We start from the raw sequence: 14,948 nt of genomic DNA, 5'->3' as shown, positions 1-14,948 counted from the left end.
AGGGGCTGAGGCTGACTTACCGAGTCACCTGAAGGCGCTCTTCCAGTGTTTCCAGTGAAATCTCACCTTGCACCCATGCCGTGACGTATTGCAGGTCATGAACCGAAAGACCGAAGGCCGATCGAAGCACTTGGGCCAGCCGGAACGGCGCCAGCCTCAAGTTCGGATGCTTATCGATTAGGAGATCAGCGATCTCTGCGACGCTGCACCCAATTCCGTGGTATTCGACGGCCAAGCGCGCCAATCGTTCAATTTCCTCGTCCATCAGTTCTCTCATCTTCGAAATGTGGCAAGAACTTGCTGGAAGTCCCCGTCGAGCCTCGGAACTGCTTCATCGATCCTCGCGCGAGTGAAGCCATATCTGGCTGCCTGTCTTCCAGTCCAGGTTCCCTTGGCTGCCGACACAAGGCCCGCGCCACCCCGGACAGCTTCATTGAAGCCTCCAAGGTTATCTCCGTAGACCCAGATCCCCTGGATGCCCTGAACTCGGCCCCCGAAGTGGCCCATAACTTCGTCGAACATTGCCTTACCCCGCAACGGCGAACCCTTGTCGGGATTGTTGTGCATCATCATGGTCAGAATGCCGTCACTATCGAGGTCGGCAATCACGCCACTTCCACTCGCATCATGCGAGATAGAGTATGTGCTTTCGTTACCACCACGCGTAACTCCGCAGTTGTGGACCAGAACCGGCGTAGCCCCCGCCACCGCATAGTACGTATGGACGTCCGCCACCGTCAGGTTGTGGACGGTCGCGCGCTGGGTGGTGCTGGAGACCGCGGTGATCTGGACCCAGGTGCCCGCCGAGGTGTGGAGCCACTGGCCCGGCTGGAGTTGGCCGGCGTCGAGCCAAGTGTTCAGTTCCGGGACCCAGAACGGGTGGCCGTCGGTGGCGACGATGGTCGAGGTGGCTTCGCCGTCCTCGTCGGGGGCGAGCTGGGTGGCGTCGACCGGGACCGAGCTGTCGGGCGGTGGGGTGGTGAGGGTGGTCGGGGCGCGCTCGGTGGAGGTGCGGATGGTGACGGTGACGAGGGTCTTGTCGCCCTTGCCGATGATGGTGGCCGCGACCGGCTGTGGCTTGGTCTCGCCGGTCTTCGGGTCGGTGGCGAGGACCTTGTCGCCCGTCCTGACGTCCTCGATGGGCTTCTTCGAGCCGTCGGCCATCAGGACCTTGGTGCCGGGGACGAAGCTGTTGACCTCGCAGCTCTGTGCCTGTGCCTCCTCACCGACCGCGTCCTTGGCCTGCTCTCGGGCCTCCTCCTTGACCTTGTTGGTCTTGCGCTGGGTCGGCTTGGACTTCTGGGAGGGCTTCGACTTCGGTTTCGGCTGGGACTTGGGCTTGGCCTTGGCCTTGGGGGCCTTGTTGGCGCGGGCCTTGCGGGCGGCGGCGCGGGCCGCCTGGGCGCGCTTGGCGGCGGCGCGCTGGGCCCGCTGGCGTGCCGCCGCGGCGGCACGCTTCGCCGCTGCCCGCTTGGCCGCCGCGCGGGCCGCTGCCCGCTTGGCCGCGGCGCGGGCGGCTGCCGCGCGCTTGCGGGCCGCCTCACGGCGGGCCTTGGCGCGGGCCTTCGCCCGGGCCTTGGCGGCGGCCCGGGCGCGGGCCTTGGCCAGGGCGCGGGCGCGGCGCTGGGCCGCCTTGCGGGCGGCGATGCGGGCGGCGCGCTTGGCGGCGGCGCGGGCGGCAGCACGGATGGCGGCGCGGATCGCGATGCGGGCGGCGATGCCGACCAGGATCGGGAAGAACAGGCCGTCGGGGTCGGAGAAGGTGGCCGGCGCGTTGTTGGCGTAGGCGTAGGGGTTGATGGTGGCCGGGTCGGTGAAGTCGACCATGGGGTCGACGGAGAGGAAGCGGCCGGTGGCCGGGTCGTAGGGGCGGGCTCCGAGCTGAGTGAGGCCGGTGTCCTCGTCCTTCAGACCGCCGACGAACCCGCGTCCGCCGGGCCACCGGGACGGCGCCTCGCCCCGGTCCTCGCCGAACGGCGTGAGCTGGCGGCGGGTGACCGGCATGGACGCCTGCGTCATGTCGACGGAGGTCTGGGTGGAGCCGTGGTGGTCGGCGAGGAGGACCTGGAGTCCGCCGTCGCTGCTGCGGACCGTGGTCGAGCCGTCCGGGTGGGAGTAGAAGCGTTCCGTCGTGGTGGTGCCGTCGGGCTTGGCGGTCAGCTCGGTCTCGCCGAGGTAGAGCGTGGTGGAGCCGTCGGGGCCGTGGCGCAGGAGGCGTTCGCCGCTCGCGTCGTTGAGGTACTTGGTGGTCTTGGTGCCGCCGCCCTCGACGGGCTCACTGACCTCGGTGAGAGCGCCCTCGGGGTCCCACTTGAGGGTCTGGGTGGTGCCCTTGTGCTGGCGGGTAGTGGTGTTGCCGGCCTTGTCGTAGCCGTAGACGGAGCGGGTGGTGCCGCCCGGGCCCTCGGAGGCGACCTCGGCCAGGCGGTTGGGGCCGCCGGCCTCGCCGCCGTAGGAGTAGGTGCGCTTGATGTCCTTGGCGGTGTCCCCGGCGGGGTCGTGCTCGGTGAGGGCGGTGCGGTTGCCGGAGTCGTCGAAGGTGTAGCTGTGCCAGTACGGCTGGTCTCCGCCGACCGTCGCCTTGCTGGGGCCGCCGGTGCAGGTGTCGTCGGCGGCGGTCCAGGCGGAGGTCATCCGGCGGAGCTGGTCGTAGACGAAGCACTGGGTGTCGGGGCCGGCCTGGCCGTCGGGCATGCCCTGGCCGGGGGTGCGCTTGATGGAGGTGAGGTTGCCCGCGTCGTCGTAGGTGTAGCCGGTGTCGTCGATGAGGGCGGGCTGGACGCCGCGGTCGTGCACGGTGCGGGTGAGCTGGCGGCTGAACTCGTCGTAGTAGTACGAGGAGAAGAGCTTGCGGCCGGCCGGGCCGGCCTCGGTGCGCAGGACCTCGCCGAAGCGGGAGTAGGTGACGTTCGCGACGTAGGTGGTGTTGCCGGTGATGGAGAGCGGCAGGTCGTCGGTGGTGGTGTAGCGGAAGACCAGGCGCTCGGAGGCGAGGTTGCCGGCCTTGGGGAGCTGGACCCAGGCGAGGTTGCCGGTGTCGGTGTAGTCGTACCGGTAGTCGTACGTGCCGGCGACCTTGCCCGCCGCCGCCGAGACGGTGGTGCGGGTGGCGAGGGGACGGTTGGCCTTGTCGTAGGAGGTGATCTCCTCGCGGTAGGCGTTGCCCTCGTCGTCGTAGCGGATCGCCGCGGTGGGCAGGCCCTTGCCGAGGGTGTCGTAGGTCCACTCCAGGCGCTTCTTGCCGTCGGCGGAGTCCTCGCGCAGGGAGGTGGGGCGGCCGGCCTTGTCGTAGGTGGTGACGAGGCGTTCGCCGTTGGGGTTGGTGGTGGCGACGAGGTTGTCGGTCGCGTCGAACTCGTAGGTGGTGCGCCCGCCGTCGGGGTCGGTGGTGGCGGTCTGGCGGCCCCGCGCGTCGTAACTGAAGGTGTACTCGGCGCCGCCGGGCTCGACGATCCTGGTGAGCTGGTCGAGGGCGTCGTAGTGGTACGTGGTGTCGCGCCAGGCGCTGCGGTCCTTCTTGGTGTACTCGCGCAGGCGGGACTGGCGGCCCTCGGCGTCGGTGTAGGTGGTGGTCACCGTGTCGCCGTCGGGCGGGACGACGGTGGAGGCGTCGCCGTCCTTCTCCAGGGTGGTGCGGGTGGTCTCCTCGCCGTAGGCGTACGAGACCTCGCGGACCGCCTCGCCGGAGCCGTCGTAGGTGACGCGATTCTGGCTGGGGACGACGTTGTCGCCGACGACCAGGATGGTCGTGCTGACGGGCTGGTCGTTGTAGTAGCCGTCGTTGGTGACGACCTCGCGGCCGGCGGAGTCGTAGAAGGTGTCGTTGACGATGCGGCCCTCGCCGCCGACGGCGGGGTCCTGGGTCTGGCGGACGCGCAGGTGGCCGTCGAGGATCTCGTGGCTGACGGCGTAGCTGCCGTCGTCCTTGAGGGTCTCGTTGGTGACGACGGTGGGCTTGGTCTTGGTGATGGCGTACTGGTAGCGGGCGTTGGGCGCCTTGGTCTTGTCGCGATCGATGTCCCAGACCTTGAGCAGGCGGCCCAGCGGGTCGTACTCCATGTCGACGCGCTCGCCGTTGGGCCCGATGTCGGCGGTGCTCAGGCCGCGCTGGACGTCGAACTCGGTGGTCTCGGTGTGGCCGAGCGGGTCGGTGGTGACCTGGGTGTGCGGGACGGCGACGGTGGCCGGGGTGAAGGCGACGGTGGTCTTGTTGCCCTCGGCGTCCCAGGTGGCGGTCTCGCGGCCGTGCAGGTCGTAGGAGGTGCGGTCGGTGGTGGTGTAGCTCTTGCCGTCGACGTCCAGTTCCTGGACCTCGGTGACCAGGCCCTTGGTGGGCTTGTCGCCGAAGGCGCCGCCGTCGTAGAGGGAGCGGGTGTCGTCGATGACGGTGGCCGAGGCGTCGTCGCAGGCGCCGTTCCTGGTCACCTCGCGCGACTCGGTGTCCACGATGTACGCGTCGGTGTCGCGGACGTAGCTGGTCAGGGTGCAGACCAGACGGCCGCCCGCGGTCTTCTCCTCGACCTCGGTGGGCATGCCGTAGCTGTCGTAGGCGGTGGTCTCGGTGGAGCGGCGGTACGTGTCGCCCTTTACCAGTTCGCGGGTCTCGGAGGTGACCGGGTGGACCATCCACGCCTCCAGCGCGGTGGTGCCGGTACGGGCCCGGGAAGCCGTCTTCACGGCGGAGGGGGTCACCTTGACGGCGGAGTCGACGGAGCCGCCGACGGCGTCGTAGGTGATCTCCTCGCGCAGCTGGCCCTGGAACTCGGTGCGGTCGGGGTGGGTGCCGCCCTCGGAGTCGGTGACGGAGGCGGTGCGGGTGCCCGAGGGCAGCTTGTCGCCGTGCATACCGCGGAAGTAGCGGTGCTCGGTGAGCTGCTGGGGGTCGCCGTCACTGGCGTCGCCGACGCGGGTGCGGACCCGCTCGTAGCCCCGGTACTGGGACCAGGTGCGCTCCTTGGCCGCGGTGTGCTCGCTGTCGTCGTACGCCCAGGCGGCGCCGCCCAGGTACTCGTAGGAGGTGACGGTGGCGCGGGCGCCCGCGACGTTGTCCTCCTCGCGGACCTTGGTGACGACGTACTTATGGAACCAGTCCTGGACCGGGTCGGTGGCGCCCTTCGGGGTCCAGAACTGCGGGTAGCAGCGCATCGTGTTGGTGTGCGGCGAGGCCGGGAGCTTCACGGGGGCGCGGGCGCTGCACTCGGCGTCGGAGTAGGTGACCCCGATGGTGCCGCCGGTCTCGGTGTCGACCGCCTGGACGCGCAGCCGGGAGAAGGGCTCCAGCCCTTCGAAGCCGTCGACGCGGTTGTCCAGCTGCTGGCCACGGAAGGTGACCTTCGGCATGTCGGCGGTGGCGCCGTCGGCCGCGTGGCCGGTGCGGCCGATGGACTTGAGCCAGAGGGCGGGCGAGGTGCCGTCGCCGGTGGCGGGGAAGTTCTGGTCGAGGGTGAAGGTGTCGACCGGGCGGAGGGTGGAGCCGGCCAGCACCTTGGTGGTGATCTTGGCGAGCCGCTTGGTGGACCAGAAGGTCGGGGTGTTCTTGTTCTTGCACTCCTCGCCGGGCAGGCACTGCTGGTCCAGCGGGGTGTCGGGCCAGTGCTTGGCGTTGGCGGCCTTGCGGTCTGCCTCGGCACAGGCGAACGCCTCGGTGGGCACGCACCGTTCGGTGACGCCGAACTCGACGCGGGCGGCCGGGTCGCTGGTGAAGAGCTTGTCGGCGCGCTGGCCGTAGTCGATGCGGTGGGGGTACGCGGCCCGGTCGTAGGTGACGCCGGCGGGCTTGTCGTTCTGCCCGTAGCGGTTGGTCTCCTTGGTCCACCAGACCGTCATGGCGTCGCCGAGCGGGTCGACGACCTGGTCGAGCATCCAGCGCCAGCCCTGGGTGCAGAAGGACGAGGCGAAGGCGGAGGCGTGGCAGTCCTCGCCGGGGTGGTTGCCCGCGACGGGGACGGTGAGCACGGAGTCGGTGCGCTGGCTCCCGGCGCCGGGCAGCTTGTTCAGGCCGAAGTGGTACTGGGTGCCGTCGGTGGTGGTGAGGACCCAGTACTCGCCCTTGTACGCGCCGTTGTCGGCGCCGGTCTTGCGCTCCAGCCGGGTGCCGTCGTCGTCGGCGGGGCGCCAGACGCCGGTCTTGTCGTCCTTGACCAGCTCGTTGCTGGAGCCGTCGAGGGACATGACCATCTGCTCGGTGCCCCAGCACAGGTCGCCGGTCTTGCCGCTCTCGCCGGGGTTGTTGGCGCCGCTGCCCTGGTCGTCGGCGCAGGGGCGGTAGCGGCGCTCGATGAAGCCGGGCTCCCAGTCCCAGCCCTCGGCGATCCAGGAGGACTGGGAGTTGGTGGAGGCGGTGCGGCCGTCGACGGCCTGCGAGGAGTAGCCGATCTCGATGTCGGGGGCCGGGCCGCCCGGGGTCTCGGGGACGTCGACCGGGTAGCTCCAGGAGAAGCCGCCGGAGGAGCTGCCGGCCATCCAGGAGCCGGAGGGTGACAGGGAGGTGGCGCCGTAGTTGCCGCCCGCGCCGCCGGCCGAGGCGACGGCGGCGAGGGTGGCGGGGGCGGCCGAGGCGGACTTGGGGAGGGTGATCTCGCCGGTCAGGGTGCGGTCGGCGGTGTCGTTGGCGGTGGTGACCTCTTCGCCGGTGGCGAGGTCGACCAGGCCCAGGCGGCTGCCCCAGTCGGCGCCGAAGTTCTTCTCGTAGGCGGAGTAGTCGAGTTCGAGGCGGACCTTGCCCTCGGCGGGCGTGGCCTCGGGGTCGGCGGAGCGGGCCAGGAGGCCGGGCTCGGCGGGGGCGACGGTCAGCAGCAGGCCGTCGGGGACCCCGGCCTTGCGGGCGGCGGCGCGGTCGGCGATCTCGACGGCGACGTGGGCGGCGGGGCCCTCGGCGGCGGCGCGGGCGGCGGCCTTGCCGGCGGGACGGGCGGCGACGGGCAGGTCGGTGCGGAGGCCGGGGACGCGGTCGGCCTTCTCGCCGAGGAGCGGCGCCTGCTCCTTCGCGGGGGTCTCGCCCGCCGGGGTGACGGGGGTGACGGTGCGGCCGGCGGGCCAGCTGGTGGCGCCGGGGGTGTGGGGGCGCGCGGCGTCGTCGGGTCTGGAGCGCTTCTTCGGGACGTGGTCGGTGCCGGGCACGGACTTGTCGTCGACCAGTTCGGGCCGCTCGTCCTTCAGCGAGGCCGCGTACGCGACGTCGGTGGACGGGATGAGGGCGACCAGGAGCGCCACGGCGGTGAGGACCGCCACGGAGACCAGCACTCTCGCGACGTGCTTGAGCTTCGGAAGGGTGTGGTCCACGTACACGGGTGCGCCCTTGTTCGATCCGACCGGAACGGACGCACCTTAAGAGTGATGATTGTGTAATGGCAAGGTGTGATCAGCTTCATCAAATGGTCATGCTTGGCTAAAACTTGACCACACGTCAGTCACTTCAGCTCGTTTCCGTACCGCTCCGCCCCGGGCGTGCCCGCCCGGGGTCCGGCTCCTTCCGAACAGAGAGACGTGCCATGCCGGTCATGAAGAGACCCGGCGCGCCGCGCCGCGGACGGCTCGCGATACCAGCCGCCGTCGCCGCGCTCGCCTGCCTGATCACCGCCGCCCCCGCCCAGGCGGCCCCGCCCACCGCGCCCCCGCCGAGCACCGGAGGCGAACTCACCGAGGAGTCACGGGCGATGGTCCGGGCCCAGGACTCCGGGACACCGGTGGAGGTGGCCTCCGCCCGCACCGAGACCGGCGAGGTGCACGCCATGCCGGACGGCACCCTGCGTCTCACCCAGCACGCGGCCCCGGTCCGCACCCAGCGGGACGGCGTGTGGAAGGACATCGACACCACCCTCTCCACCCAGGACGGCCGCGTCGCCCCCCGCTCGGCCGCCGGCGACGTGAGCTTCTCCGGCGGCGGTGACGGACCGCTCGCCGTCCTCACCGACCAGGGCCGCAGTGTCGAGCTGAGTTGGCCGAAAACACTCCCCGCGCCGGTCCTCCAGGGCAACACCGCCACGTACCGGAACGTCCTCGACGGCGTCGACCTCGCGGTCACCGCCCAGGTCGACGGCTTCTCGCACGTCCTCGTCGTGCACAGCGCCGAGGCGGCCGCCGACCCCGCGCTGAAGGAGATCTCCTACGGCCTGAAGGGCAAGGGCGTCACCGTCGAGCGCGATGCGGAGTCCAACACGCTGCGCGCCGTCAACCCGGCCGGCCAGGAGCTCTTCGCCACCGCCACACCCCGCATGTGGGACTCGGGCGACGCCCCGGCCCAGCGGTCCCAGGGGGCCCGGTCCGCCGACACGCTCTCCCCCGTCGACCCGCTCGCCCCCGACGTCCGCTCCGCCGAGGTCGGCATGGAGACCTCCGCGTCCACCCTGACCCTCACCCCGGACCCGGAGCTGCTCCGCGGCGAGGAGACCAGCTACCCGGTCTACATCGACCCCAACTTCAGCGGTTCCAAGCTGGCCTGGACGATCGCCTACGACCGCCACAAGAGCTCGTCCTTCTGGAACGGCACCAACTGGACGGGGAGTTACGCCAACGAGGCCCGGGTCGGCTACGAGAGCGACACCAAGGGCACCTCGCGGGCCTTCTTCCGCCTCAACTCCAAGGAGCTGGCGGGGGCCACGGTGCTCTCCGCCCAGTTCCAGATCACCAACACCTACTCGTGGTCCTGCCAGGCCCGCAACGTCGAACTCTGGCTGACCGGCGGCATCTCCGCCTCCACCACCTGGAGCAACCAGCCCTCCTGGGCGACCCACCTCCAGACCAAGTCCTTCGCCCACGGCTACACCGGCTGCGGCGCGAAGTCCGTCGACTTCAACGCCACCGAGGCCGCCAAGCGCTCCGCCGCCAACGGCTGGGCCAACATCACCGTGGGCCTGCGCGCCAGCTCGGAGACGGACACCTTCACCTGGAAGCGGTTCAACTCCAACCCGAAGATCATCGTCAGCTACAACCGCACCCCCAACACCGCCCTGGCGATGGAGACCCGGCCCAGCACGGCCAACGACACCGCCTGCGCCGTGGCCCCTTACGTCTTCGTCGGCAACACCGACGTGACCCTGCGGGCCCGCGTCAGCGACCCCGACGGCGACAAGGTCACCGCCCGCTTCCACCTCTGGCCCACCGGCAAGCACCCCAACGACGCGGCCGACGGCGTCCTCGTCGTCAACGTCGACAAGACCAACATCACCAGTGGCGGCTGGGCCGAGCACATCGTCAGCAAGGACACCCTGAAGAAGTACGAGGGGTTCGGCAGCGGCGGCCGCTTCTCCTGGAAGGTGCAGGCACGGGACGCGCACAGCGCCTCGGACTGGCTGCCCACCAAGGGCGCACCCGGCTGCCAGTTCGGCTTCGACTCGGCCCGGCCCTCCGCCCTCCCCCAGGTCAGCTCCACGGAGTTCCCCGGCAGCGGTGACGGCTCGGTCGGCGCGCCCGCACGTACCCCCGGCTCCTTCACCATCACCTCCGGCGGCGTCCCCGACGTCGTCTCCTACACCTACGGCCTGAACGTCTCCCCGCCCACCACCAAGGCGGAACCCGCCACCGCCGGCGGCCCGGTCACCGTCCGGCTGACCCCCGGTTACGCGGGACCGCACACCCTGTACGTCTTCAGCACCGACCGCGCCGGCAACAAGTCCGACACCCAGGCGTACTCCTTCTACGCGGACAGTCCCGGCACACCCGACAAGCCCGGCGACGCCAACGGCGACGGCTTCCCCGACCTGTACTCGCTCGACGCCTCCGGCGGGCTGCGGCTGCACCCCGGTGCCGGCAGCGGCGGCACCGTCGGCACCGCGGCGGCCCTGCCCGCGCTCGGGCTGAAGGACGCGCTGGTCACCCGGCGCGGGGACTGGACCGCCGACTCCTTCGAGGACCTGGTGGCCCGGCACGCCGACGGCACACTCTGGCTCTACCCGGCCGACGGCACGGGCCGGGTCGCCGACCTCACCCGGCAGGAGGTCCGCCAGTTCACCCGGCCCGGCGACGAGGGGCACATCGACCCCGCCGCCTTCCGGCAGCTGGTCTCCCTCGGCGACCTCGGCCAGCCCGATCAGGCCGTCAGCCCCGACTTCCTCGCCGTGATCGGCGACGCGCTCTGGTACCTGCCCGGGTTCGGCGGCGGTTACCTGGACGAGGGCTACCCGCTGGCCGACAGCGGCTGGGCGGGCCGCACCCTGGTCCCCGCCGGTGATCTGGACGGCGACGGCCACCCCGACCTGCTGGTCCGCGACACCGCCGACGGCAAGCTCTGGCTGTACCGGGGCCGGGCCGGGGCGGACGGCGCGACCGACCCGCTCTCGCTGGCCGACGACACGCGCCGCACCGCCTACGGCACGGGCTTCACCCCCGCCGCCCACCCGCTGCTCGCCGCCCCCGGCGACGCAGACGGCGACGGCGTGGCCGACCTGTGGACGACGGCGCCCTCCGCCCAGGGCGGCGCGCTCCTCTTCCACCGGGGCGGGACCTCGGCGCCCGGCACCCCGGTGACCGTGCACGACGGCACGTGGGGCCAGGTGAGGTCACTGACCTGACGCCCACGCGTCCGAGCCGTACGTGAACAGCGGCCCCCGCCTCACCGGCGGGGGCCGCTGTTCACACTCCCGGGTCGGCGACGCAGACGCCGGTGGCGGACGCGCCGCTGACGGTGACCCGGGCGCGCTCCCGCCCGTCGACCGTGACCACCAGATCGGCCCGTCCCCCGTCCTCGTCCAGGGTGGCGCTCAGCACCGGGATGGCGACCGGGCCGCGCATGGTGACCTCCTGGCGCCACGGAAGACGGGGCTGGCCGACGGAGACCTCCTCCTCGCCCTCCTCCCCCTTCGGGGCGTAGTTCAGCTCGACGACGCCGCGTCCCTCGACCCGGTACTCCACCCGCAGCCGCGTCCCGCCCCCGGTCACCGAGAACCGCGGCGACCCCGTGATCGCCCCGTCCAGTCCCCCGGCGTCACCCCAGCGCCCCCGCCCCTGGTCGTACTCGCTCATGGTCTCCCCTCCCTCTGCGCGGCCCCGTGCCTCGCCCCCGTACGGTAAGCGCCCGGCCGGCGGACGGTACGTCAGACCCCGGCCCTCAGCGCCGCCAGGACCCGGGCGACCGGTCCCCCGCCCTGTTCGGCGCCCCGGCGGACGGCGGCGATGACGTGTCGGCGCGGGCGGTCGGCCTCCAGAGGGCGGACCACGACGCTTCCCGGGGTGTACTCGGCGCTGACCATGCGTGGGACCAGGGCGACGCCCAGGTCCGCGCCGACCAGGGCCAGGATGGCGGGCCAGCCCGTCGCGGTGTGGGCCTGTTCCGGGCGGAAGCCGGCGGCCTCGCAGGCGGCGCGGGTGATGTCCGACCAGGGGCCGTCGGCGCCGTAGATCCAGGGGTCGGCCGCCAGGTCGGCCAGGCGCAGGTCGGGGGTGCCCGCCAGGGGGTGGGCGCTGGGGAGCGCCACGTCCAGGGGGTCCGCCAGCAGGGGCACCCTCGTGAACCTGGGGTCGCGGACGGTCGGAGCGTGGGCCGCCAGGGACAGGGCGAGGTCGACCTCGCCGGCGGCCAGCAGGTCGTACGCCTCCCCGGCCTCGGCCTCGCGGACGCGTAGCTCCAGGCCGGGGGCCTCCTCGCGCAGCCTCGTCACCAGGGGGACGACCAGGGCGGCGACCGCCGTCGAGAACGCGCCGATCCGGACCTGGCCCGCGTCGCCCCTCACCAGGGCCGCCAGGTCGGCGTCGGCTAGCTCCAGCTGGGCGAAGACTTCGTCGGCGTGGTGCAGGACCAGGTGGGCGGCGTCCGTGAGGCGGACGCGGCGGCCGTGTGCCTCCAGCAGGGGGACGCCCAACTGTCGGGCGAAGTTCGACAGTTGCTGGGAGACCGCCGACGGGGCCATCAGCAGAGCCTCGGCTGTCGCCGTGACCGTGCCGTGCTGGCGCAGGGCACGCAGGATTCTCAGTTTGCGGAGGTCCCATTCCGGGGCGGGGGGCGCCATGCCCGGCACCTTACGCCCGGCCTCACTCCCCGGCCTGCGGCCCGGCTGGGCTGCCTTCCGGCTGGTCCCCGGTTAGCCCGTGCCGGTCCCCGACCGGCATCGACCGCCGGCCGGGCTGTTGATTGCGGGGCTCCGTCTCGACCGTGCCGGTCACCGATGGCCTCAAACGCCGGCCGGGCTATGAGGGTCGCGGTGCGTTCGCCGGTTGGGCCGGGCAGGGCAGCACCGGGGCACCGGAGGAACCGCGAATCCCTATAGCCCGGCCGGCGCTTGAGGCCATCAGTGACCCGCAGGGTCGGGGTGGGTAGGCGGAGGCGGAGCCCAGCCACATCGCCACCCCATAGCCCGGCCGGCGCTTGAGGCCAATCAGTGACCCGTGCGGGCAAGTGGGCCCCAGCCAAAAGGACAGCCCGGCCGGGAGGCCGAGGGCCACCGAGCCGGGCAGACGGGCAAGCGGGGTTCAGGAACGCTTGCCGGACTTGTCCATGACCATGACCAGCCCCGCGATCACCACGAAGAGCACGATGGGCAGCGCCACGTAGAGCCCGAGGGTCTCCACCACACTCAGCCCCGTCCCCGGGTCATCCCCGTCATCGCGCGTGAGCGCCAGCGCAGGGGACGTCATGAGCAGCGTCGTCAGCGTCGTACCGGCGACCACCGCACCGGCGCGCAGAGAGTTCTTCTTGTCCACGGTGCCAACGTAGCGAACGCCTAGACGGGCCGCGCGTCCGGGGGTGCCGTACGGGCCATGGGGGCGGGTGTCTGGTCCTCGGTGGCGACGGTGCGCAGCAGGCGGGCCAGGCGCGGGGAGGCGGTCAGTTGTTCGAGGGTGACGGGGTGTCCCTGGGCGTCGGCGACGGGGAGCCGCCAATTGGGGTACTGGTCCCAGGTGCCCGGGAGGTTCTGGGGGCGGCGGTCGCCGGTGCCGTCCGGGAGCCAGACGCCGATCATGCGGGCCGGGGTGCGGAGCAGGAAGCGGTGGACGGCGAGGACGGCGGCCTCCTCGTCGGGGGCGGCGCCGGGCAGGTGCCCGCCGGGGGCGGCGCCCATCAGGCCGAGGCCGTCGAGGACGGTGAGCCAGGTGGCGGTGGCGGCGGCCTCCTCCGCCTCCTCCTCGGCGAGGGGGCGGGTGAGCAGTCCGAGCCGGTGGCGGAGGCGGACGTGGTCACCGGTGAGGCGGGAGGCGGTGGAGGGCAGGTCGTGGGTGGTGGCGGTGGCGACGCAGGAGGCGCGCCACGCCTCGGCGGGCAGCGGCAGCCCGGAGCCGTCCCAGTCCCGCTCGAACCAGAGGACGGAGGTGCCGAGGACGCCGTGCCGCTGAAGGGTCTCGCGGACGCCCGGCTCGACGGTGCCGAGGTCCTCGCCGATGACGACCGCGCCGGCGCGGTGGGCCTCCAGGGCGAGGACGGCGAGCATGGCCTCGGCGTCGTAGTGGACGTAGGTGCCGTCGGTGGGCGGGGCGCCGGCCGGGACCCACCAGAGGCGGAAGAGGCCCATGACGTGGTCGATGCGCAGGGCGCCGGCGTTGCGCAGCAGCGAGCGGAGCAGGCCGCGGAAGGGGGCGTAGCCGTTGTCGGCGAGGCGGTCGGGGCGCCAGGGCGGCAGGCCCCAGTCCTGGCCGAGGGCGTTGAAGGCGTCGGGGGGCGCGCCGACCGACATGCCGGCGGCGAGGACGTCCTGCTGGGACCAGGCGTCGGAGCCGTCGGGGTGGACGCCGACAGCCAGGTCGTGGACGAGGCCGACGGCCATGCCCGCCTCGCGTGCGGCACGCTGCGCCTCGGCGAGCTGGGTGTCGGTGTACCAGGCGAGGCGACGGTGGAAGTCGACGCGGGCGGCGAGTTCGGTGCGGGCGGCGGCGGTCTGCGGGGAGCGCGGGTCGGTGAGCGGGGCGGGCCACCGTGACCACTGGGGGCCGTGGCGTTCGGTCAGGGCCGCCCAGGTGGCGTGGTCGGTGAGGGCCTGGCCGTGGGCGGCGGTGAAGTCGTCGAAGGCGGCCTGGCGCCCCGGGGCGAGCGGTACGGCGCAGAGGTGTTCGAGCGCTTCCCGCTTCAGCTCCCAGACGGCGTCGCGGTCGATGAGCGCCTCTCCGGCGAGCACCCCGGCGCGCAGTGCGGCGGCGCGGCGCAGCAGCCCGTCGAGGCGCGGGCGGACGTCCGCGGTCAGCGCGATGTACTCGGGGACGGCCTCGACGCGCAGGTGCACCGGGTCGGGGAAGCGACGGGAGGACGGCCGGTACGGAGAGGGGTCGGTGGGGGCGCCGGGGACGGCCGCGTGCAACGGGTTGACCTGGACGAACCCCGCGCCGTGGACGCGTCCGGCCCAGGCGGCGAGTTCGGTGAGGTCGCCGAGGTCGCCCATGCCCCAGGAACGGTGCGACAGCAGCGAGTAGAGCTGGACGAGCAGGCCCCAGGAGCGGGTCTCGGGCCCGCGGATGTGGTCGGGGGCGATGACGAGGTGGCTGCAGGCGGTGCGCCCGTCGGGGGTGGTGGCCTCGACGCGGTGGACGCCGAGCGGCACGGCCCACAGCACGTCGGCGGCCGGGGGGAGGGCGCTGCCGGCGGGGGGCGGCGGCGCGGTGGCGGCCGGCACGAGGGGGACGGTCCAGTTCCAGGCGGGCGGTGGCGCCTGGGCGGCGGGGGCGGCGCGGCGGGCCGCCTCGCCCGCGTCCCGGCCGCCCGCGAGGGCGGGCCGGGCCGGGACGGGGTCGGGGTCCCGGGTCAGGCGGACCCGGGTGCCCGGGGGCAGTGCCGCCAGTTCGGGCGCGGTGCGCGGGTCGGCCGACGGGGCGGCGGACCGGAGCACCACGGTGGGCGGCAGCAGGCGGGCGGCCTGTCCGGCTTCGGCTTCCTCCAGGGCGGTCCGGACCGCCTCGGGGCCGCTCGCGTCGACGCCGAGGGCGGCCAGCGCGGCCACGACGGCGGATTCGGCGGCCGGGACGACACGGTCCGGAGAGGGGGAGTAAGAGGTGGCGACACCATGGAGCTCGGCGAGCCGGGACAGGGCCAA

Annotated in this window: 7 protein-coding genes; 1 reads left to right on the top strand and 6 read right to left on the bottom strand. The window is 72.7% G+C overall.

Annotated elements, in window-relative coordinates:
- Positions 1-16: 16 nt before the first annotated feature.
- Both Sdia_RS08775 and Sdia_RS08770 read right to left on the bottom strand, forming a co-directional pair.
- Positions 17-277: a hypothetical protein gene (locus tag Sdia_RS08775; RefSeq protein WP_124287166.1), complete on the bottom strand. Its 261-nt coding sequence runs from the start codon at positions 275-277 to the stop codon at positions 17-19.
- Entirely contained in the window at positions 274-7,287 is a 7,014-nt protein-coding gene (locus Sdia_RS08770) for an RHS repeat-associated core domain-containing protein (protein WP_258057168.1), read from the bottom strand. The genes Sdia_RS08775 and Sdia_RS08770 overlap by 4 nt, the downstream gene beginning before the upstream one ends.
- A gap of 212 nt (positions 7,288-7,499) precedes the next feature.
- Here Sdia_RS08770 and Sdia_RS08765 point away from each other — a divergent pair, with 212 nt between their 5' ends.
- Positions 7,500-10,508, top strand: coding sequence for an FG-GAP-like repeat-containing protein (locus Sdia_RS08765; protein ID WP_229831544.1), 3,009 nt, complete (start codon positions 7,500-7,502; stop codon positions 10,506-10,508).
- 61 nt (positions 10,509-10,569) lie between these two features.
- Here the strand turns inward: Sdia_RS08765 and Sdia_RS08760 are convergent, their stop codons facing one another.
- The 4 genes from Sdia_RS08760 to malQ form a co-directional block, all read right to left on the bottom strand.
- On the bottom strand, positions 10,570-10,959 hold the full coding sequence (locus tag Sdia_RS08760; RefSeq protein ID WP_100452698.1) for a hypothetical protein: 390 nt from the start codon (positions 10,957-10,959) through the stop codon (positions 10,570-10,572).
- A gap of 71 nt (positions 10,960-11,030) precedes the next feature.
- Positions 11,031-11,942, bottom strand: a complete 912-nt coding sequence (locus Sdia_RS08755) for a LysR family transcriptional regulator (protein WP_100452697.1) — start codon at positions 11,940-11,942, stop codon at positions 11,031-11,033.
- Between the two features lie 460 nt (positions 11,943-12,402).
- Entirely contained in the window at positions 12,403-12,633 is a 231-nt protein-coding gene (locus Sdia_RS08750) for a hypothetical protein (RefSeq protein WP_181844152.1), read from the bottom strand.
- 20 nt (positions 12,634-12,653) lie between these two features.
- Positions 12,654-14,948 carry a 4-alpha-glucanotransferase gene (gene malQ / locus Sdia_RS08745; protein WP_189500412.1) on the bottom strand — a complete coding sequence of 765 codons (2,295 nt, stop codon included), beginning with the start codon at positions 14,946-14,948 and terminating at the stop codon, positions 12,654-12,656.

This window comes from Streptomyces diastaticus subsp. diastaticus (genome assembly GCF_011170125.1).
Taxonomy (GTDB): Bacteria; Actinomycetota; Actinomycetes; order Streptomycetales; family Streptomycetaceae; genus Streptomyces; species Streptomyces diastaticus.
The sequence above is the reverse complement of the archived record's forward strand: the minus strand, read 5'-3'. Positions and strand labels throughout refer to the sequence as shown.

Coding starts and splice junctions, on each gene's coding strand:
- Sdia_RS08775 (WP_124287166.1), bottom strand. CDS start 277: ATGAGAGAACTGATGGACGAGGAAATTGAACGATTGGCGCGCTTGGCC.
- Sdia_RS08765 (WP_229831544.1), top strand. CDS start 7,500: ATGAAGAGACCCGGCGCGCCGCGCCGCGGACGGCTCGCGATACCAGCC.
- Sdia_RS08755 (WP_100452697.1), bottom strand. CDS start 11,942: ATGGCGCCCCCCGCCCCGGAATGGGACCTCCGCAAACTGAGAATCCTG.
- Sdia_RS08760 (WP_100452698.1), bottom strand. CDS start 10,959: ATGAGCGAGTACGACCAGGGGCGGGGGCGCTGGGGTGACGCCGGGGGA.